The sequence below is a fragment of the Nocardia sp. Marseille-Q1738 genome, from assembly GCF_965283145.1.
Map to the genome: position 1 here is coordinate 554086 of NZ_CBDIMS010000004.1, position 18720 is coordinate 572805.

Consider the following 18720-nt stretch of genomic DNA (forward strand, 5'->3'; position numbering starts at 1 on the left):
CCGAGTTGCCTTTTCCCCACAGGAAAGGGCTCCGACATGATGAGACGACCCAGGACTGCCGCCGACTTCGCGGTGCTGGGTGTGCTGGCGCCAGGTGGATTACTCACCGTCGAGCAGCTGGCTCAGCAGGCGCGACTGACCGCATGGTCGGTGCGCGGTGCGTTGTTGCGCCTGCAGTCGCGTGGCTTGATCATGGACACCAACAACCGCGGCCGCTGGGCGATCACGCCACGGGGCCGCGGCGAGTGGGCCGCGAAGGGGCGCCGATTCACCCTATGAACCGATCAGTCGTCCCCAGCACGGTGTTCGACCCGCTTCGGCGTATCGGAGCCGAGACAAATCACGGAGTGGTCAGGATTTCCCGCAGCCGGACGACGAATGCGGCGGGATCGTCGACGAAACCGATGTGGCCGCCGGGGAACAGCGTCGGCGTCAAGTCGAGAGCCGCGGCGAGTGCGCGTGAGGTGCGATCGCAGAACTGGCCGGCGGAGTCGGCGCCGATGCCGACGACGAGCCGGGCGGGTGTGCCGAGCAGGGTGACGATGTCGGGCTCCCAGGTGGTGGTGCCGCGGATCTCGTGGGCGAACCAGTAGCGTTCGCTGGCCATCTGCCGCGGGTCGCGCTCGGGCCCGAACATCTGCGCGAGCATCGGTTCCGGCATCGGAATATTCGCGGCGGAGAAGAACTTTCGCCACGCGCCGAGCACATCGCCCTCGGCGTAGGTGGCGATCATGTCTTCGGTGGCGGCACGGTGGGCGTCGCGGTCGGCGATCAGCGCGTTGATCGGCGGCTCGTGCGCGATCACTGTCGCGACGAGGTCGGGGCGAGCCTGCGCCAGCGCCAGAGCGGTCACCGCACCGCCACTGGACCCGAGGACCACGGCGGGTCCGGCGTCCACGTGGGTGATCAGCCGGGCGAGGTCGTCGGCGCGCAGTTCCGGCGTGGAGTCCTGGCCAGGGTCGTCCAGCGTGCTGTTCTGGTGTCCGCGCGGGTCCGTGGTGAGCACCGTGTGGTCGGCGGCGAGCAGGTCGGCCAGCGGCGCGAACGCGGCGGCGTCCATCGGCGCGCCGACCAGCACGACCAGCGGCCCCGCACCGCGCAGTTCGTAATAGAGGTGCGCGCCGGGAACGTCGAGAGTCCGCGCTGTGACGGCGGACGGGGTCTGGGTCATGAGTTCTCCTCGTGGGTGTCTTTAGTGGGCGCTGTCGGACGTAGTCCGTCCTCAACCCGCGCACGGCCGGAGCCAAGGCCGAGGTACGCCTTCGTGTCCGCCTATAGGGACGGTGCACGCGAACGGAATTCATCGCCCGGCCGCTGCACCGGTTGCCAAACCTAGGGAGATTAGGATAAACCCATGGTGCCCTAGTTTTCGAGGAGGTTGCCGATGATGGCACGAGCGGGACTGACCGCGGAACGAATCACGCTGGCCGCGGCCGATCTCGCCGACGAGATCGGGCTCGACAACGTCACCATGTCGGCGGTGGCCAAGAAGTTCGGCGTTCAGGACGCCAGCCTGTATTCGCACGTCAAGAACCTTCAGGACCTGCGCACCCGGGTGGCCGTCATGGCGGCCACGGAGAAGACCGACCTGATCGCCGCCGCGATCGCCGGACGCGCCGGACGCGACGCGCTCGCCGCGTACGCCCACGCCTGGCGCGACTACGCGCTGCGTCATCCCGGGCGATACGCGGCCACCCAGCTGCCGATGAACCCGGAAGTGGCGAAGACCGCGACCGGCGCGCTGCGCGCTGTCGAACTGACCTACGGCATGCTGCGCGGCTACGGCTTGACCGAACCCGACCGCACCGACGCGGTTCGCTTGCTGCGCAGCACCTTTCACGGATACAGCGTCTTGGAGGCCACCGGCGGTTTCGGGCACGCGCGCTCCACCGCGGACTCCTGGGAACGCATCATCGACGCACTGCACGTCACACTCGAGCAGTGGCCGTCCAGTCACAAGGAGAAGTCATGAGGTCCGACACCCTGAAAGTCCCCGGAGCGACCCTGCATTACGAGGTGCGCGGCGCCGGGCCGGTACTGCTGCTGCTGTGCGGCAGCGGCGGCGACGGGGCCGTCTTCGACCCGATCGCCGAACCCCTCGCCGAGCACTTCACCGTGGTCACCCCCGATCCTCGCGGCTACTCGCGCAGCGTGCTCGACCCCGGCGCCGCGGACGACGTTGCGGTCGAAGTGCAGAGCGACGACGCCCACCGGCTGCTCGAACACCTCACGCCCGCGGGCGAAGACGCCTACGTCTTCGGTGGCAGCGGCGGCGCGGTGGTGGCGCTGGAGTTGCTTGCCCGGCAACCGCAACGCCTGCGGCTGGTGGTCGCACACGAACCGCCGTGTTTCGCGGTGCTCCCCGACGCGGCCGTGCACAAGGCGTTCGTCGAGGAGGTGCACGAACTTTTCGTGACCGAAGGCCTTGCCGCCGCGGGCGCACGCTTCCTCGACGGCATCGGCGGCGGAATGAAAGCCATGCCCGATCCGGCCGAACTCCCGCCCCGCGCGGCCGCGATGATCGAACGCATCCACGTCAACACCCCGCGCATGATGGCGCACGAATTGCGCGTGGTCACCTCTCACCGCCCTGATGTGGCGGCCTTGGCGCCCGTCTCCGACCGGCTGGTGCTCGGCGCGGGCCGCGAGAGCAGGGGCAAGCTCCCCTACCGCCCGGCCGAGACACTCGCGGCGCAACTGAGCATCGCGTTGACCGAGTTTCCTGGCGGGCACAGCGGTTTCACCGACGCGCCCGCCGAATTCGGTCAGCTTCTGCTCGATCTGCTCCTGGCTGCTCGCGCACGCTGACTGTCGCATCGGTCTGCGTAGTGATCACGCGCTCAACGGACCAAGCTCCAGCGGTCGGTCGTCGTTCTCGGCGGCCGACACTATGCCCACCCCGAGAGATTCACACCAAGTCCTCGGCGTGCTGAATGCCTGTGGTGCGGCGGCTCGCTTCGATGCGGTTGATGTTGGTTTCGATCCACTCCCGCAGCGCCGCTATGGGAACTCGCAGGCTGTGGCCGAGATCGGTGAGCGTGTATTCGACCCGCGGCGGCACGGTGGGGTGCACAGTACGGGTCACGAAACCGTCGGCCTCCAACCGGCGCAATGTCTGGGTCAGCATTTTCTGCGATATGCCGTCGATGCGGTGCTGCAGGTCCGTGTACCGCATCGTGCCCTCGGCCAGGGCGTCCACGATCAGCACGGTCCACTTTCCGGCGATGTGATCGAGCATCTGCCGGGTGGGGCATTTCGCGGAATAGACGTCGGCGGGCAAGCCTGATGACTCGACATATGTACGCACCTTCTGGAGCGTAGCGCACTATCAGGTGCCATCTTCCTATTTGGTTGTAACGAACCGATAGTTAGAAATGTGGAGCAACAAGCACTTTCCGTTTCCGAAGCCATCCGCGTCCGGCGCACCGTGCGCCACTACCGTCCTGATCCGGTTCCGGCCCCGGTTCTCGACGAACTGTTGGACCTGACCATGCAGGCACCCAGCGCCTGGAATATGCAGGACCGGTCGATCGTCGTCGTAACCAGCGAATCCGGCCGCAGAGAACTGTCCGCGGCCGCCTACGGCCAGCCTCAGCCACTCGAGGCGCCGGCCACGCTCGTCTTCGTCGCCGACAGCACGGCGTGGGAAGCCCCCAACGCCGACATCGCCGACCGAGCCCGCCACAACGGTGCTTGGAACGCCGAGTTCACCGCCCTCTTCGACAGCCGCGCGGAGTTCCATGAGCTACGCCGACGCGATCTGCTGCGGGAAAACGCCGTCAAGAACGCCATGATCGCGGCCACCTACACCATGCTGGCCGCCACCGCGCTCGGGTTGGCGTCCGCGCCGATGAACGGATGGGATCCCGACCTGGTCAAGGCAGTGATCGGCATCGAAGATCGCCCCGAGCTCGCCATCGCCGTGCTGGTGACAGTCGGCTACAGCGACGCCACACCGCCGCATCCGGGACGCCGTGCCGTGGAAAGCACAGTCTTCCGTGAGCGATTCGCCGCCTGAAAGGTCGGTGGGCAGGCGGTCGCGTGCGCTCCCTTACAGCGAGGTCGAACTCACCATGAATACCCGGCTCGCTCTCGGCGGATGAGTCCGCGTCGTGGGGCGGTCGACCTAGGAACTCATCGGCTCGTGGACTCTGGTCGGGAACGGCTGGGCGGGCGCAGCAGGAGCCGCCTGCTGCGCCCGGCGCCACCCGCTGGCGACTTGCCTGAATCAGCCGGTGAAGGACTCGGGGCCGAAGCGGCCCCAGGCCACGAAGGCGGCCGCAGCGAGGTAGACGAAGTTCAGCGCGACGTATTTGTACTGGCCGTAGCGGGCGTGGGTGATCATCGCGCCGATCATCAACAGGATCCAGCACACGGCGGTCACCGGCACCATCACCGGCGCGATGTCGAGCACGGCGGGCAGGATCAGGCCGGCCGCGGCCAGGATCTCGAGGCCACCGAGGGTTCTGACGAAACCGGCGCTGGCGTGCTCGGTCCATCCCCCACCGGACTTTCTGCCCAGTTCGTCCAGCTTGTCCTTGGGCATGAACGCTTTGGTGGCGCCACCGAACAGTGAGAGGGCGGCAAGCAGGCCGGCGACGATCCAGAGGGCGAGGTTCATGAGCTTCTCCTTCAGGTGCGGGCGACTCCGGCTCGTCCTCGATCCGGCCGAGCCGTTCGTCGCCGACGGGCTGCCGGACGATGCTGTTCGCGGCATCCCTGTCGGCTTCCCGATCGTGTAACTGGTCGGGCATCAGACACCGCCGGCCCTGGGTGTGTGACACCACGTCGGCGTGACGTGCGCCACCGCACGCGCTGCCCGTGCGGCGAATTCGGGCCGAACATGAACACCCGCCCTTGGCGGGGTGAGGGTGTAGCGAGCATCGATGCGCCAAACATCTCATCGGTGGAGTGATCTGCCTCACACTCCTGTCACAGCGAACGATCATGCGGTGTCTGGTGGCCGAACCCTGCGAACAGAAGGAGAAACCGGTGACCGAAGCAAGTAGGGGAAGAGGAGAGTCCATGAAGGCAGTGCGGTACCACTCCTACGGCGGAAGTGATGTTCTGGTCTACGAGGAGGCGGACCGTCCGGTCCCGGATGCGGGTCAGGTGGTGGTGCAGGTGGCCGGTACCTCGTACAACGACGCGGACGCCGGGCTCCGCGCGGGTTTTCGACAAGACGTTGTCCCGGTGACCTTCCCGCATATTCCGAACGTCGACGTGGCTGGTGTCATCACCGAAGTCGGCGAGGGGGTGACCGGCTGGAGTGTCGGGGACGCGGTGGTCGCGGTCTTGCCGGTGACCGCGCCCGGCGCGGCCGCCGAGTACGTTGCCGCGCCCGCCGAGATACTGGCTTCCGCTCCCCGCACCGTCGAGCTCGCGGACGCCGCGGCCCTGCCTTTGGTTGGGCTCACGGCTTGGCAATCATTGTTCGAACACGCCGGTCTGAAGCCCGGGCAGGGTGTCCTGATCAATGGCGCGGGCAGCGCGGTGGGCGGGTACGCCGTCCAGCTCGCCGTGCAGGCCGGTGCCACCGTGACCGCGACTGCCAGCTCGCGGAGCCGTGACCGCACTCGCTCCTACGGCGCGCAGCGGATCATCGACTACACCGAAATCCCCGTTGTGCAGGCGGTGGCCGGACAGCGGTTCGACGTGGTGCTGAACCTGGCGCCCAGCGGCCCGGAGGAGAACATGGAGTTGGCGAACCTGGTCGCCGACGGTGGGGCGTACGTCAGCACGACCACTCCCGTCCCGCAGGATGTCGGGCGCGGGGTGCGGGCCGTGCGGCCCTTCGCGTACAGCGACGCCGCTCAGCTCGCCACGCTGGTCGCTCGCGTCGACGCCGGAGATCTGGAGATCGCGGTGGCCGAACGGCTGCCACTGTCCGAACTGCCCACTGTCCATGCCCGCGCCGCCGAACGGATCGCCCATGTGGCCGAGCTGGTCGCCCGCGTCGAGGGCCGAGAGCTGGGTTTCGCAGTGGCCGCACAGCTGCGGGCCGAGGCGGACACTGTCGACGTTCGCGCCGCCGGTGGAGAGATAGTCGGCAAGGTCATCCTGACCCCCTGACCCGAGCGACACCAGGAGTGAGTTCCCATCAGAATGCTGAACGCGCAGCCTGGGCCACGTAACGGTCGCGGTCCGCTCGACTGGCGAGCGGACCTGGACCGCATCCGTGCAGTCACCGCTACCAACGAAAGAGGACATCGCAGTGAATACACCGGGTGAGGGCTCTCGACTACCAGGGCCGCCCGCGAAGGAGAGGGGCCGGGATGTGGGCGACCACGCCACCGACCCAGCGACCGAGGCATTCCTCGCCCATCGCAATCTGCTGTTCACCGTCGCCTACGAGATGCTCGGATCGGCGGCCGACGCCGAAGACGTCCTGCAGGAGACATGGCTGCGGTGGATGAAGGTCGACCAGGGACAAGTGCGCGACCGGCGTGCCTACCTGGTCCGCATCACGACCCGGCAGTCGCTCAACCGGCTGCGGACCATCAGCCGCCGCAAGGAGTCCTACGTCGGACCCTGGCTGCCCGAGCCACTGCTCACCACACCGGACGCGGCCGCAGACATCGAGCTCGCCGAGAGCCTGTCGATGGCGACGATGCTCATCCTCGAGACGCTGTCACCAACCGAACGCGCCGTATTCGTGCTGCGTGAAGTATTCGAGATCGGCTACGACGAGATCGCCGCCGCCGTCGACAAAACCCCCACGGCCGTTCGCCAGATCGCGCACCGCGCCCGCCGGCACGTCGATGCCCGCCGCCCCCGATCGGTGGTCTCGGCCAGCGAGACCCGGGCGGCACTCGAGTCGTTCCGGCGCGCCATCGAATCCGGCGACCCGCAGGCTCTGCTGGACGTGCTCGCCCCCGAGGTAGTCCTGGTCAGCGACGGCGGCGGCGTCAAACGGGCAGCGCTGCGGCCCGTCATCGGCGCCGAGAACGTGGTCCGCTACATCCTCGGCGGAATCGGCAAGACCGACGCCACGATCACCATCGACCCGACCATGCTCAACGGCAGCCCGGCACTGGTCTTCCGGTTGGACAGCGAAATCGACGGCGTCATGGCGTTCCGGGTCGAGAACGACCACATCAACGGCCTCTACTTCGTCCGCAACCCGCACAAGCTGACCCGCGTCGAATCCGAGACCCCACTGACCCTGCGCTGAATATCGGCGCAGGACCAGTCACCGGAACAAGGCAGCCAGCGAGATGGGGGCACCTTCCTGCGGAGTGTTCCGTAAGCCGATCCGCCAGCGGAACACCCCTCGCTCGGAACATGGCCGAGGCCGGCGAGATCCTGACCGACCTGCGCGAGCACGACGTGCTGTTCGGGCTCGGCAGCTCGATCTACGACTGGCACGACCTGTTCGGAAAGCTGTTCCTGCAACCCTCGCCATGGTCGGGGAGTTCGAGGCCGACCTGGGCCACCTGCGCACCCGCGAGGGCATTACCAAGGCCCGCGCGAGAGACCGACTCAAAGGCAAACAACCGAAACTGCCTCTCGCAGCCCGGAAAAACGATCCACCGCCGCTACCACGACCCCCTGTGACCCGATCCTTACCGGGGGCAAAATTCCTGAGAACGCAACAATGTCGATGATTGATTCCGCTGAGCGCAATCGCGAGCGGGGACTGCCTATCTCGCCGCGATCCCTCAACGACTGAGTAGGGCTGGCCACTATGACGGCGCGAAGTCGACGCGGCTGGACGCACCGGGCACGTCGGCATACGGCGCCTCTCGGCCATCGTTGCGAGAGCCGCTTCGCGTATTCACGCCCTATTACGGCCCGAGCACCGACCTCACGTCCGGCAGGTTGCCGATTCGTTGGGTGGCCGGCCGTCCCGGTGCGTCGGTTTGCGGCGAGCCGGTGCCGCGCAACCGGGTCCGCACTTCCCCGGGTGTCTTACGTCCGGCGCCGGCCCCGCTCATACCCTGATAGCTCGCGACCGCGCCGACCACGATCGGGGACGCGCTCGAGGTTCCGCTGAATACGTCGGTGTACCAAAGGTCTTCGTCGGAGCCGCCCTGCAGGTCGCCATAGCCGGTTGTGGTGACTTCCAGTCCCCACCCCTGCGCGTCGACACGCTTGCCGTAGTTGGAGAACGCCAGCCGGGAGCGGCCCGGGCCGTGGTCGCGGCCGTGGAATCCCGGTGGTGGTGTGCCCGCGCCGACGATGATCGCCCCCGAGTCGACCGCGCCGCCACGCAACGGGTTCTGCCATGTGGCCGGGAACTCCGGGGGCCGGATGTCATACAGTGCGGCGTCCAGATCCTCGTCGCCATTGCCGGCCGCCTCGACCACGATCACGCCCTTGCCGACCGCGTACCGGACGGCTGCCAAGTCGTCTGGCCACCATTCGATCGGTATGTAGCCGCGCTGGTCGGGCCTGCCCGCGTAGTCGAATCGCGGGCCGGGACGGTGCACTTCGAGCAGGATCACGTCACCGGGACGCAACACGTCAGCCGCAGAACGGATCGCGGACGCCGATCCGGACCCGAATATCGACACCGCCCGGATGTGCGCCTCCGGCACGATGCCGGTGATGCCGTAGGCGTTGACGTCAGCACTGATCACGCCCGTGACGGCGGTGCCGTGGTCGCGCCAGCCCCGGTCCGGTGATGGAGTGCCGCCGATGACCCCACCTTGGTTGGCGTGCAAATCCTCGTGGGTGAACTGCCAGGCTCCCTCGACGTCCACCACCCGCACGCCGGCGCCGCGCCCTCCGGGAACTGTCCAGGCCCAGCGCGCGTCGATGCCATGCGGCGCGGCGGCCAGATATCCCTGGCGCTCTATGAAATCCGGGGTAACCGGAGGTGCGTCGGCCGCGGAACCAGCCGTGACCGTCACGATGCCTTGCGGCGCGATCGGCGGTTCGGCGGGCGGTTTCACGTACGCTGCCGCCACTGCGTCGTCGTCGCGCAGCCGAGCGGCGAGCTCGTGGAGCTCGCCGTCGACGCCGCGGACATAGAAGTAATTGAGGTATTCCGTGCCGGTTTGCTCGTGTGACGTGCCGCTGAGGCGGCCCTGCAATCGGTTGGCCGGTCCGAAGATCCGTACCAGTTCACCACCCTCCGGAAGCCGCGTGCCCACGTGTGACTGCGCACTGCGGCTCTCACGCAGGGCGATCGGTGTGATCGCGGCGTCGGCGGCGTAGGTGACGACAATCAGTTCGGCGGGCGATCGGAGCTTCGGACGCTGGGATGCCATGGTGCATAGTCAACCTGGAGGGCGCGCCCGTCGCCACCGCGCTCACCCATCCAAGGTGCGGTCGGCATCATCCCGAGCGGCATGACCGCACGGGGGCGGCCCGCCGTGACGATGAGGACCTCCACCGCGCCGATCGCGATCAGGCACAGCCCGACGACCCAGCCGACCGCGTCGAGTGAATCGAACGGCAGCGCACCGACAACGACGCCGAGCGTCAGCGTGACCAGGCCGAACACTTCGTGCCGTCCCCGCCCAGGCAGGTCGTCGACCCATACCGCCACGGTGGCGTGGCAGATTCCGCGAATCGCCCACGCGAGCCCGATCCAGAACGACAGCAGCAGCGCCGAATTGCCGCCCGCGAAGCACAGCATCGCCAGCAGGGCCGACATGACGCCGCTGATCAGCACCAGCACGCGCAGGGCCGTGGCGAACCGGGCGCTCACCGCGAGGATCATCTGGAATACACCGTTGAGCAGAAGGTAGCCGCCGCACAGCAATTCCGCTGTCGGTAGCGACTTGTGCGGCCACACCACGATTGCCACACCCACGATCATCGAGCAGGCGCCGACCACCAGTACCGACTGCCGGGCGCCGCCGGCCAGTGGTTCCGTACGCCCTTCCACCACAGTTTCGGGCATAGCTACATGATATGACCGACGTTGGTAGCGAACCGTTTGCCCCGCTGGGGCAACGGCATTCGTTCCTGCGTCTGCGCCGAGCACGCCGACGTCAGCTCGCGTAGCGCGGACGACCGAGGGCCTGCCCGCTGGATTGGGCGAACTTTGCTGTCACAGGGCGAATGCCGGCTGACCCGCACCGAACCTCGGTCCGAATTACATGTCACGTGCCTTCGTGGTCCACCGGTTCCGTAGCGTGCGATTTGCGACGTGCTTCTGCGAGGAGTTCGTCGAGTTGGGTTTCGGCGCGTTCGGCGCGCGCGAGGGTTTGAGCGCGTGCTTCGTCGAGTGCCGCGATGCGCTGGGCGGCTTCGGTGCGGACCTTGTCGATCGCGGCGGCGGCTTCTGCGCGGGCCGCGGTGAGGTCCGCGGCCGCGGTGCGGCGGGTCTCGGTGAGTTCGGCGCGGGTGGCGTCGAGTTCGGCACGTACCCTGCGCCATTCGCCGCGCGCTTCGTCGGCGGCTTCGGCTCGTTCGGCGGCAACCTGTTCGGCGCGCTCGGTCGCGCGTTCGGCGTCGGCCGCGCGCTGGACGGCGAGGTCACGTTCGGAGTGGGCCGCCCTCACCTCCGCGGCTGCTTCGCGCTGGGCTTGCGCGATTTCGGTTTCGGCGCGGCGCTGCGCGCGCTGGACCTGTTCGGCTGCATCTTGTTTGACGCGTTCGATCTCTTCGGCGGTCTCCTGTCGCACGGCGCGGATTTCGGCCTCGGCATCGCTGCGCGCGGCGAACACGTCGTCGGCCGCCTGTTTGGTGACTCGTCCCACTTCGAGCAGTGCGTCGTCGCGTGCCGCGTTCGCCTGGGCGATCAGCTCTTCGGCCCGTTCGGCGGCATTCGCGGCGTCGTCGGCTGCCGACTCGGCCAGGGCCCGCGCTTCCTGCGCCTGCCTGCGTGCCTGTTCCGCCGCCACCGCGGCGGCCTCGGCCTCGGCGATCCGCCGTGCCGCGTCCGCCTGCACCGCCTGGACCTGCGCCTCGGCGATGGATGGGTCGGCGAGCGTGGACAATTCCGCGACAGCGGCATTCACCGTGGTGTTCAACTGTCCGGCGAGCGACCGGAACTGCGTGAGCAGCTCATCAGCACGCAACCGTGCGGCTGTCACCGGCCCCTGCTGCGTCACAGTGACAGCAGCGGCGGGTGCCTCCGACTCTTGTTGCCGCCGTTGCCGCTCCCGCCACGCGCGCCACCGCGTGTGATCCGGATGGTCACAGTACTCCGACGGCCGACCGGGCCCGCCTCCCCGCGTGAGGGGACGAGAGCAGCCCGGGTAGTTACATAGGTTCGACACGCCGGAATCGTAGCGTTGATTTCGTCATTCCCAACGGATCGACACGAAACGAAACCCTGCGGCGCACATTCAGGTCCATTCCCTCCTGACCGCCGATAAGTGAACCTTATCGGCGGCCAGGCTCCCCGTTGCGGCACCGTATCTCATCGTCAGAAATACGTTTACGTTTGGTTGTATCCAACGATACGTAACCTTGACGAAAAGGGTTGAAAACTGTGCACCCCTTCCAGACAACAGATGCCGCCGCTCCCCCACCCACACCACCGAAGTCAGGCGCGCTTCGCGACGACGACGCGGCTTCTCGCAAAGCCAGTCAGAGGCGGGCAGCTACGCGGGGAACATTGGCCGGTTGCAGCGGAGGTTCAGAGCGGGCGATTGTGCGACCTCCGAGCAAGGGCTCAGAATGCTCCGCGCTCGACGGGGACCGGCACGGAGTCGGCTGGGAGTTGGATAAGGGCGAGGTCCGACGCGAGACTGCTGCGCGTTGCCTGACTCGCGGGGTGGCCGAAGAAGTGTCGTTGTGACGCTGGGGAATTCGCCTGCTCGGCGAGTGCGGCACCCGTGACGAGCCGTCGTTGACCGCGTCGAGGGAACGTGGCGCTCAGGTGCCGAAGTCCCCGTTGGGCGTGCCGTAGGGTGAAGTCTCGCGCCGAAATATCCTTGGCGCGAGCAGCCAGTCGCCGACGTGAATACGGGAGCCGAGACATGGACGATCGATCCACCGTCGTCGCGGTCCCCGAGTCGGTGCGCACGGAGCTGCGCCGTGGGGTCCGCAGTGTCTTGGTCGACGCTGCTGCGCTGCGCCTGGTGCGGGATCGCTTCGACGACGATCAGGCCGGTTCGCTGGGCCGGTATCTCGAAGCCTCCCAGTCGGCGAACACTGTGCGCGCCTACCGCGCCGACTGGGTCGCCTGGGCGGCTTGGTGCGCAGCCGAAGGCAGACAGGCTCTGCCCGCTGACGCGCTCGACGTCGCCGTCTACCTGGCGGCGGCCGCCGACGCGCGTCGCGATACGGGCGGATGGGCGTTCAGTCCGGCGACATTGGAACGAAAGTCGGCTGCTATCGCCGCCGTGCACGCTGCGAACGGACTGCCGTCGCCGACACGCTCGGATGTGGTCCGGCTGACCCTGCGCGGTATCCGCCGCACCCGCCGCGCGCAGCCTCAGCGCAAACGTCCGGTGCTGCTGCACACTCTCGACCAGCTCCTGGGCGGGCTTCCCGAACCGGGCTGGCCCACCGAACCCGCCCGCCGCCGGGACGCGCTCGCACTGCTCGTCGGTTTCGCCGGAGCCTTGCGCCGCAGCGAACTCGCCGGACTGCGCATCGGCGATGTCGAGGTGAGCACCGACCACAGCACCGGCGAACCGATCCTGCTGATCCGGCTGCCCGCCACGAAAACCGATCCCACCGGCGCGGCGGAACAGCGGGTGGCCCTCCCGCGCGGCCGCCGCCGGGCCACCTGCCCGGTCTGCGCTTTCGCCGACTGGTTGCGTCTGCGCGAAATACATGCCGCCGCAGGAACTTCCGGTGTCCGCGGCTGGCTGTCCGAGCTGCCCGCCAGCGCTCCCGACATCCACCGCTGCCACGGCTTCACCGGCACCCGTATCGACCCGGACCTTCCCCTCTTCCCGGCCATCACGCGGCACGGAGCCATCGCCGACCACGCCATGTCCGGTCGCGCCGTCGCCGAACTGGTCAAGCGCTATGCCGCCCGGGCCGGTCTCGACCCCGACCTCTTCTCCGGCCACTCACTGCGCGCCGGATTCGCCACGCAGGCCGCGCTCGGCGGCGCCAGCGACCGCGAGATCATGCGCCAGGGCCGATGGTCCAACCCGCGCACCGTCCACGGCTACATCCGCACGGCAAACCCCTTGGAAGACAACGCGGTCACCAAACTCGGGTTGTGAGGGGTGACTCCTCTCATACTCCCCCATCTATACGGCACCGTATATAAGAGCTAGGCTCAGTTTTATACGCCACCGTATATCAGAACTCGAGGGTGGCGGTCCGCGTAGCGAGGTGAACGCGTATCGCGGGGCCACGGTCGCGGAGACAACCCGATGGAGCCACACGGCTCCACGCACGGAAAATGGGGAGTTCACATGATCAAGTGGGCTGGCTGGCTCATTGTGTTGTTTCCAGGAGTCGGCCACACGCTGGGCGCTCTCGTGGAGACGGCCCCGCGCTACGCCGAGGCGTGGTTCAGCGGAGAGGGGTGGGACGCGGATGCCACTGCGATGAACTACGCCGAGGCCACGTTGTGGTACACCGTGTTCAGCTTCGGCGTGCCGTTCCTCCTGATCGGCCTGATGGTGCTGTGGCTGGACCACCGCGGCATCACACCGCCACCGTTCCTCGCGTGGATGGTGGCCGCTTGGACTTTGGTCACTGTCGCGGTCGGCGGCCCCTCGCCCTTGCTGGTCCTCCTGATCGCCGCCGGCCTGCTACTGGCCGGCTCCAGACGCGCCGCCCGCCGCGACAACTCGGGAACTGCTGCCGGAATATCCGCCCGGACGAGTTGAACCCCGTGGCCACGGGTGGTGCGCCGGCTCGGCCGAGTGGGCCGACTGCCGTAAGTTCGGTTGAGGGCATGAGCGCGGATCGGGCGTTGGGTCACGGTCGTCGAGATGAGGAGGCCCCGATCGAAACGTCAGGTGTGCGTGAGGGGCTGGCCGAGGGCGGACAGGACGCCGCCACTGCGCCGGGGTCCGCGGTCCTGACGGGGACAGTCCTCGGTGTTGTGGTTCTGTTGTGCGTCCACCTCGATTGGGCTCCGTTCGTAAGGAACCCGACCGGTCCCGATCAGCTCGTCGGCCTGGTGACCGGCGGGATTCTGCTGGCTGTTTCCCTGCTGGTGTGGGCGATCAAGTCGCTGTATCTGCTCGGTCGCCGGCGCAGGTGGTCCTGGAAGGTCGCCGCGGTGCCGGTGGTTGTGCTCGCGGGGTTGGTGGCCGGGTTGGTCTTTCAGCCCGGAGGCTTCGACTCCGCACGTCCGGAAATGGAAGAAGTCGCGGTCGAGATGCTGCGCGAGGATGGGCCGAATACCCGCCAAGACCTGAGTCTTGGCGGGCTCGATATCAGTTCGGCTCAGCGCCGGTCCGATGGGCGGGTCTATTTCTACGACGCCGACGGATTCGTGGGCTCCACTGTCCGGGGCTGGGTCTACTCTCCTGGCGCCGAGCCAGCAGAGAGTGGCGCCCGACGGTTCGAAAGGCTGTCCGGAGACTGGTATTCGTTCGTCTTCACTATCGACTGAGGCCACTGGTGGCTCGACTCAACATCAGGGCGAGTCGGGAATACGCTCTCCGCCAGGCGAATCGGCTGTGGGCGGGTCGCCACCCACGATCAGCATCCCGAGGCGCAGCACGACGCGCTCACCCGGCCGGGTGCGACCAGATCTTCCACGTTGCAGCGCGATATCCACACGGTCACTCCTTTGGGGCGGTCTCGGCACCGCCGAGTCGATTTCGAACCGCACCGCCCGCGCATGCGATGACCACGATCCCGCCCACGAATGTGAGCCAGCCGACGTGTTCCCCGAGCAGCATGGCCGCCCAGCAGATGCTCATGATGGGCTGTACGAGTTGTACCTGACTGACCCGGGACATCGGACCGATAGCGAGCCCTCGGTACCAAGCGAAGAAGCCGAGGTACATGCTGACGGCCGACAGGTAGGCGAAACAAGCCCATTCGACAGCCGTCCCCGACGGTGTCTGACGCCCGAACGCGATGCCGGTCAGGGTGAGCGTCAGCGGTGCGGCGAGGATCAGTGCCCACGACACGGTCTGCCAGGACCCGATCTCGCGCGCGAGTAGGGCACCCTCGGAATATCCCACCGCAGCCGCCAGCACAGCACCGAAGAGAAGCAGGTCGGCCCAGTGGATCCGGCCGATGCCGCCGCTCTGCAGAAGGGCGAACACGACAGCGGCGATTGCGCCCGCGAGCGAGAACAGCCAGAACGTGGGTGCCGGCTGCTCACCGGTGCGCAGCACGGCCGTCACCGCGGTGGCGGCGGGCAGCAGGGCGACGACGATGGCACCGTGGCTCGCTGGTGTCACGCTGAGGGCGTACGACGTGAGGACCGGGAAGCCGACGACGACCCCCGCCGCGACGACAGCGATCCGCAGCCACTGCTTGCCTCCCGGGACTGTCTGCCGTGTGGCCGCCAGGGTCACCCCCGCCAGCACAGCTGCGACCACTGCACGACCGGACCCGATGAACAGAGGCGAGAGCCCGCCGACTGCGACGCGGGTGAGTGGCATCGTGAACGAGAAGGCCGCGACACCCACGAGTCCCCAGGTCAAGCCGGCCGACCTGGCCGGTAGCGGAGGTCCGAACTTGACAGTAGCGCTACTCTGAACTGACATGTTCAACGATAGCAGTAGCCGCTTGGCTGACGGTATTCGCGCCTGGATCGTGACGGCTGCCCCGGGTGCGCGACTTCCGTCCACACGACAGTTGGTGACCGAGTACGCAGCCAGTCCGGTCACAGTGCAGAAGGCCATTCGGTCACTCGCCGCAGAAGGCCTCATCGAGTGCCGCCCGGGCGTCGGCAACTTCGTCCGGACTCCGCGTTCGACCCGTCCGCAGGACTTCGGGTGGCAGACAGCTGCACTGGGCTCCCCGCGCAGCACCTTGCCGAGTGTGGCAGGCGCCCTGCGCACCGCTCCGCCGGGTGCGCAGGAACTCCACTCCGGCTATCCCGAGGCCGAGTTGCTGCCTGGGCGGCTGGTCCGCGCGGCCCTTATCCGCGCAGCGAGAGGCGCGTCGGCGACGTCACGCCCGGCCCCTGCTGGGCTGCACGATCTCCGGACCTGGTTCGCGACCGAGTTGGTCGACCTGACGCCGGCCGGGCTTGCCGCGCCCACGGCCAACGATGTCGTCATCGTCCCGGGCAGCCAGAGTGGGCTCACCTCGATATTCCGTGCCCTGGTTGCCCCGGGCCAACCGCTGTTGATCGAGTCCCCGACGTACTGGGGCGCGATCCTCGCCGCGCATCAGGCGGGTGCGCGGCTGGTCCCGGTACCGAGCGACGCTGATGGGCCCGACCCGGATGAACTGGATCGGTCCTTCCGTGAGACTCGGGCGAGAGCCCTGTACGTCCAACCGAACTACGCGAACCCTACCGGGGCCCAGTGGTCGCCAGACCGTGCCGAGGCTGTCCTGGACCTGGTCCGTGCGCACGGTGCGTTCCTCGTCGAGGACGACTGGGCGCACGACTTCGGGATCGACACAGATCCACGGCCGGTCGCAGCCCGAGACACCGCGGGCCACGTCGTCTACATCCGTTCGCTGACCAAGAGCATGTCACCCGCAATCCGGATCGGTGCGCTCATTGCCCGTGGGCCCGTCCGCGATCGACTCCTCGCAGACCGATCCGCGGAGTCCATGTACGTGAGCGGGCTCCTCCAACAAGCGGCTCTCGAGGTCGTCACCGATCCCGGCTGGAAGACCCATCTGCGCCGGCTTCGTGTCCAACTCCGGGAACGTAGGGACCTGCTCATCGACAGTCTGCGCGAGCACGCCCCTCAGCTTCATGTCGACCACGTTCCTCAGGGTGGACTCCATCTCTGGGCCCGGCTCCCCGACGGCACGAACACCGACCGACTCGTCCGCGACTGCGAGACCGAAGGCGTGTACGTCGCATCCGGTCACGAGTGGTTCCCGGCCGAGCCTTCGGGCCCTTTCCTGCGCCTGAACTTCACCGGCCCCAACCCGAATGGATTCCCGGCAGCAGCACAGACCATCACCGCGGCGCTCGCCTCCCAGTAGTGAGGGAAGTCCACTTCCCCCGGCCCGAGGAGGCCGGACAGCAAGTGGCTTACAGGTCGAGCTCCACGTCGCTGATCGGGTAGGCCACGCAGGAGTGGGTGTAGCCGAATCGGTATATTTGCTGAATATATGCTGAACGTGTGCTGTCAGTGCCGGCGCCGATGCTGGCCGTCTCCGGGCGGCCACCGCACGAGCGCGGCCGGTGGGCATGGGAGATGAAGTGGGACGGTATCCGCGCCATCACCAGGTGCATGGACGAGGAATGCCGCTTCTACAGTCGGAACAATCGGGATCTCAGTGGGTCGTTTCCCGAGCTCACGGCTGTTCTTGTGGATCTGGGCGCGCGTGGTGAACTGTTTCTCGACGGGGAGATCGTCGCTCCTGATCCCGCGACGGGGGTTCCGTCGTTCACTCGTCTGCAACGACGGATGCACGTGGTCGCGCCGGGCACGGAATTGCTGCGCGGCTTCCCGGCACAGTATCTGGCCTTCGATTTGCTGGCCGTCGACGGGGAGTCCATCATGAACCTCCCCTACACCGAGCGCCGCGCGCATCTGGATGACCTCGCCCTCGATCGGCCCCTCGCCCGCACCCCGCCCTGCTACACCGACATCGATCCCGCCACGCTGCTGGATGTCGCCCGCGAGCACGGCTTGGAGGGAATCGTCGCCAAACGCCTCGACTCGGCGTACTACCCCGGCCGCCGCTCGCCGCTGTGGATCAAAACGCCGCTGCGCAAGACCACCGAGGCTGTCGTCGGGGGCTGGCTGCCCGGCAGCGGCCGGTTCTCCACGATGTTCGGTTCGCTGGTCCTGGGCGCCTACAACGACCAGGAACAGCTGGCCCACATCGGCAACGTCGGCACCGGATGGACCATGCACGACCGGCGATCCCTCCAAGCCCGCCTCACCGAACTATCGCGACCGGATTCGCCGTTCGATATACCGCCGCCCCGCGCCGTCGCCGCGTCCGCCCACTGGGTAGACCCTGTCCTCGTCGCCGACATCGAATATCGCGAAGCAAGCCCCGAGGGCCTCCGCCATCCCAGCTGGCGCGGCCTACGTCCCGACAAATCCCCACACGAGGCGAAACTGCCGAGTCAACCGGCCTGAGCCGCTCCCGTCTTGAAGGTTTCTCCGCACTGTCCTGCCAATATCGCGGATAAGTTTCACTGGGTGGTTCAACGATACTGTTGAACGTCATGAATGTGGCCGACGCGAATCCGATGGTCGAACTCAGCATGGCTGAACTGCGCGAGGTTACGGGCTATGCCGTGGCTTGCGCGGAGCCTGCTCTGGCGATCTTCGAGCGCGATTGTCCGGATGATTTGCGCGCACGGGCCGCGCTCGACGAGGCGCGGAGGTTCGCCGCTGGGGGCAACCGGACGAAGGCGCTGCGTGTGACCGCGTTGGCAGCGCACGGGGCCGCGCGGACAGCTCGAGAGATGGGACGGGAAGCCGCAGTCGACGCGGCGCGCGCCGCTGGTCACGCGGCGGCAGCTGCGTACCTGCATCCGCTGGCAAAAGCCACGCAGGTCTTGCACATCCTCGGATCGGCCGCCCACGCGGCTCGGGCAATCGAGCTCGATGCCGGCGACGACCATTACGTCGGCGCCGACTACATCGAGGAGGCAACAGGTTTGGCTGGTCCCATCGTGGTGAGCGTCCTGACGCGTTACCCGAACGCCCCGAGTGGTGGCGGCCGTGCGGGAGAGCTGTTGCGGAGACTGGACGCATCGTTGCGCCGGCTGGCGACCGAGCGTTGACCTGC

The 18720-nt window shown here is 67.6% G+C and carries 21 protein-coding genes; 14 read left to right on the top strand and 7 right to left on the bottom strand.

Going from position 1 to position 18720, the window contains the following annotated elements; genetic code table 11:
- Positions 1 to 36 precede the first annotated feature (36 nt).
- Positions 37 to 279: a MarR family transcriptional regulator gene (locus ACWPXK_RS19205; protein ID WP_454197507.1), complete on the top strand. Its 243-nt coding sequence runs from the start codon at positions 37 to 39 to the stop codon at positions 277 to 279.
- A gap of 61 nt (positions 280 to 340) precedes the next feature.
- Here the strand turns inward: ACWPXK_RS19205 and ACWPXK_RS19210 are convergent, their stop codons facing one another.
- Positions 341 to 1171 carry an alpha/beta fold hydrolase gene (locus ACWPXK_RS19210; RefSeq protein ID WP_454197508.1) on the bottom strand — a complete coding sequence of 277 codons (831 nt, stop codon included), beginning with the start codon at positions 1169 to 1171 and terminating at the stop codon, positions 341 to 343.
- A gap of 213 nt (positions 1172 to 1384) precedes the next feature.
- Here ACWPXK_RS19210 and ACWPXK_RS19215 point away from each other — a divergent pair, with 213 nt between their 5' ends.
- Positions 1385 to 1972 carry a TetR/AcrR family transcriptional regulator gene (locus ACWPXK_RS19215; protein ID WP_454197509.1) on the top strand — a complete coding sequence of 196 codons (588 nt, stop codon included), beginning with the start codon at positions 1385 to 1387 and terminating at the stop codon, positions 1970 to 1972.
- Positions 1969 to 2808, top strand: coding sequence for an alpha/beta fold hydrolase (locus ACWPXK_RS19220; RefSeq protein WP_454197510.1), 840 nt, complete (start codon positions 1969 to 1971; stop codon positions 2806 to 2808). Before ACWPXK_RS19215 ends, ACWPXK_RS19220 begins: the two co-directional genes overlap by 4 nt.
- 100 nt (positions 2809 to 2908) lie before the next feature.
- Here the strand turns inward: ACWPXK_RS19220 and ACWPXK_RS19225 are convergent, their stop codons facing one another.
- Positions 2909 to 3307 (bottom strand): winged helix-turn-helix transcriptional regulator, encoded by a 399-nt coding sequence (locus ACWPXK_RS19225; RefSeq protein WP_454197511.1) that lies wholly within the window; start codon positions 3305 to 3307, stop codon positions 2909 to 2911.
- Positions 3308 to 3376: 69 nt separating this feature from the next.
- On the opposite strand from ACWPXK_RS19225, the gene ACWPXK_RS19230 reads away from it, so the two are divergent.
- Positions 3377 to 4018 carry a nitroreductase family protein gene (locus ACWPXK_RS19230; RefSeq protein ID WP_454197512.1) on the top strand — a complete coding sequence of 214 codons (642 nt, stop codon included), beginning with the start codon at positions 3377 to 3379 and terminating at the stop codon, positions 4016 to 4018.
- 210 nt (positions 4019 to 4228) lie between these two features.
- On the opposite strand, the gene ACWPXK_RS19235 is transcribed toward ACWPXK_RS19230, so the two are convergent.
- Positions 4229 to 4621, bottom strand: coding sequence for a DoxX family protein (locus ACWPXK_RS19235; RefSeq protein ID WP_454197513.1), 393 nt, complete (start codon positions 4619 to 4621; stop codon positions 4229 to 4231).
- Here ACWPXK_RS19235 and ACWPXK_RS19240 point away from each other — a divergent pair.
- The 4 genes from ACWPXK_RS19240 to ACWPXK_RS19255 all read left to right on the top strand — a co-directional run bounded on the left by ACWPXK_RS19240 (position 4620) and on the right by ACWPXK_RS19255 (position 7557).
- Complete coding sequence (locus tag ACWPXK_RS19240) at positions 4620 to 4742, top strand: hypothetical protein (protein ID WP_454197514.1); 123 nt, start codon at positions 4620 to 4622, stop codon at positions 4740 to 4742. The genes ACWPXK_RS19235 and ACWPXK_RS19240 overlap by 2 nt on opposite strands.
- Before the next feature lie 283 nt (positions 4743 to 5025).
- Positions 5026 to 6072 carry an NADP-dependent oxidoreductase gene (locus ACWPXK_RS19245; protein ID WP_454197515.1) on the top strand — a complete coding sequence of 349 codons (1047 nt, stop codon included), beginning with the start codon at positions 5026 to 5028 and terminating at the stop codon, positions 6070 to 6072.
- A gap of 205 nt (positions 6073 to 6277) precedes the next feature.
- Complete coding sequence (locus ACWPXK_RS19250; protein WP_454197516.1) at positions 6278 to 7174, top strand: RNA polymerase sigma-70 factor; 897 nt, start codon at positions 6278 to 6280, stop codon at positions 7172 to 7174.
- 110 nt (positions 7175 to 7284) lie between these two features.
- Positions 7285 to 7557 (top strand): hypothetical protein, encoded by a 273-nt coding sequence (locus ACWPXK_RS19255; protein WP_454197517.1) that lies wholly within the window; start codon positions 7285 to 7287, stop codon positions 7555 to 7557.
- 230 nt (positions 7558 to 7787) lie between these two features.
- On the opposite strand, the gene ACWPXK_RS19260 is transcribed toward ACWPXK_RS19255, so the two are convergent.
- The 3 genes from ACWPXK_RS19260 to ACWPXK_RS19270 form a co-directional block, all read right to left on the bottom strand.
- Positions 7788 to 9215: a S8 family peptidase gene (locus tag ACWPXK_RS19260; RefSeq protein ID WP_454197518.1), complete on the bottom strand. Its 1428-nt coding sequence runs from the start codon at positions 9213 to 9215 to the stop codon at positions 7788 to 7790.
- Positions 9173 to 9853, bottom strand: a complete 681-nt coding sequence (locus tag ACWPXK_RS19265; protein WP_454197519.1) for an HdeD family acid-resistance protein — start codon at positions 9851 to 9853, stop codon at positions 9173 to 9175. The genes ACWPXK_RS19260 and ACWPXK_RS19265 overlap by 43 nt, the downstream gene beginning before the upstream one ends.
- Before the next feature lie 202 nt (positions 9854 to 10055).
- Positions 10056 to 10991 carry a hypothetical protein gene (locus ACWPXK_RS19270; protein ID WP_454197520.1) on the bottom strand — a complete coding sequence of 312 codons (936 nt, stop codon included), beginning with the start codon at positions 10989 to 10991 and terminating at the stop codon, positions 10056 to 10058.
- Between the two features lie 891 nt (positions 10992 to 11882).
- On the opposite strand from ACWPXK_RS19270, the gene ACWPXK_RS19275 reads away from it, so the two are divergent.
- The 3 genes from ACWPXK_RS19275 to ACWPXK_RS19285 all read left to right on the top strand — a co-directional run bounded on the left by ACWPXK_RS19275 (position 11883) and on the right by ACWPXK_RS19285 (position 14434).
- Positions 11883 to 13085 (top strand): site-specific integrase, encoded by a 1203-nt coding sequence (locus ACWPXK_RS19275; protein WP_454197521.1) that lies wholly within the window; start codon positions 11883 to 11885, stop codon positions 13083 to 13085.
- Between the two features lie 195 nt (positions 13086 to 13280).
- Positions 13281 to 13700, top strand: a complete 420-nt coding sequence (locus tag ACWPXK_RS19280) for a DUF6463 family protein (RefSeq protein ID WP_454197522.1) — start codon at positions 13281 to 13283, stop codon at positions 13698 to 13700.
- A gap of 68 nt (positions 13701 to 13768) precedes the next feature.
- Positions 13769 to 14434 (top strand): hypothetical protein, encoded by a 666-nt coding sequence (locus ACWPXK_RS19285; RefSeq protein ID WP_454197523.1) that lies wholly within the window; start codon positions 13769 to 13771, stop codon positions 14432 to 14434.
- A 172-nt stretch (positions 14435 to 14606) separates the two neighbouring features.
- Here the strand turns inward: ACWPXK_RS19285 and ACWPXK_RS19290 are convergent, their stop codons facing one another.
- A complete protein-coding gene (locus ACWPXK_RS19290) occupies positions 14607 to 15545 on the bottom strand; it encodes a DMT family transporter (protein WP_454197524.1) in 939 nt (312 codons plus the stop codon).
- On the opposite strand from ACWPXK_RS19290, the gene ACWPXK_RS19295 reads away from it, so the two are divergent.
- The 3 genes from ACWPXK_RS19295 (at position 15544) to ACWPXK_RS19305 (ending at position 18715) form a co-directional block, all read left to right on the top strand.
- Entirely contained in the window at positions 15544 to 16950 is a 1407-nt protein-coding gene (locus ACWPXK_RS19295; RefSeq protein WP_454197525.1) for an aminotransferase-like domain-containing protein, read from the top strand. The two genes, ACWPXK_RS19290 and ACWPXK_RS19295, sit on opposite strands and share 2 nt — an antisense overlap.
- 161 nt (positions 16951 to 17111) lie before the next feature.
- On the top strand, positions 17112 to 18062 hold the full coding sequence (gene ligD / locus ACWPXK_RS19300; protein WP_454197579.1) for a non-homologous end-joining DNA ligase: 951 nt from the start codon (positions 17112 to 17114) through the stop codon (positions 18060 to 18062).
- Positions 18063 to 18151: 89 nt separating this feature from the next.
- Positions 18152 to 18715 (top strand): putative immunity protein, encoded by a 564-nt coding sequence (locus ACWPXK_RS19305; protein ID WP_454197526.1) that lies wholly within the window; start codon positions 18152 to 18154, stop codon positions 18713 to 18715.
- The last annotated feature ends 5 nt before the right edge of the window (positions 18716 to 18720 follow it).